Below are 231 nucleotides of genomic sequence, written 5' to 3' on the forward strand. Positions count from 1 at the left end.
TAGACCGAGTAGATGGTTCAATCACAGTTGATGTGGATACTCAAGGCCATATTACAGGTGGCACCACAGACGTTACACCGGGTAGTCAAGTCACCTTAACCATCACAGGTCATGATCAAGCGGGTAATCCACTTGAACAACAAGTGACTGCAACGGTTCAGCCAGATGGTAGCTATACAGCAGAAGTGCCGGCAGGCTTTGCTGATGGTGAGTTAACAGTGAAGGCAGACG

Annotated in this window: 1 pseudogene; it reads left to right on the plus strand. The window is 48.9% G+C overall.

Annotation, left to right across the window (positions count from 1 at the left end):
• Positions 1 to 231, plus strand: a pseudogene (locus ACH63V_RS18225) (hypothetical protein); the annotation flags it as partial.

It is taken from the genome of Acinetobacter sp. ABJ-A23_2, assembly GCF_044538765.1.
Taxonomy (GTDB): Bacteria; Pseudomonadota; Gammaproteobacteria; order Pseudomonadales; family Moraxellaceae; genus Acinetobacter; species Acinetobacter nosocomialis_A.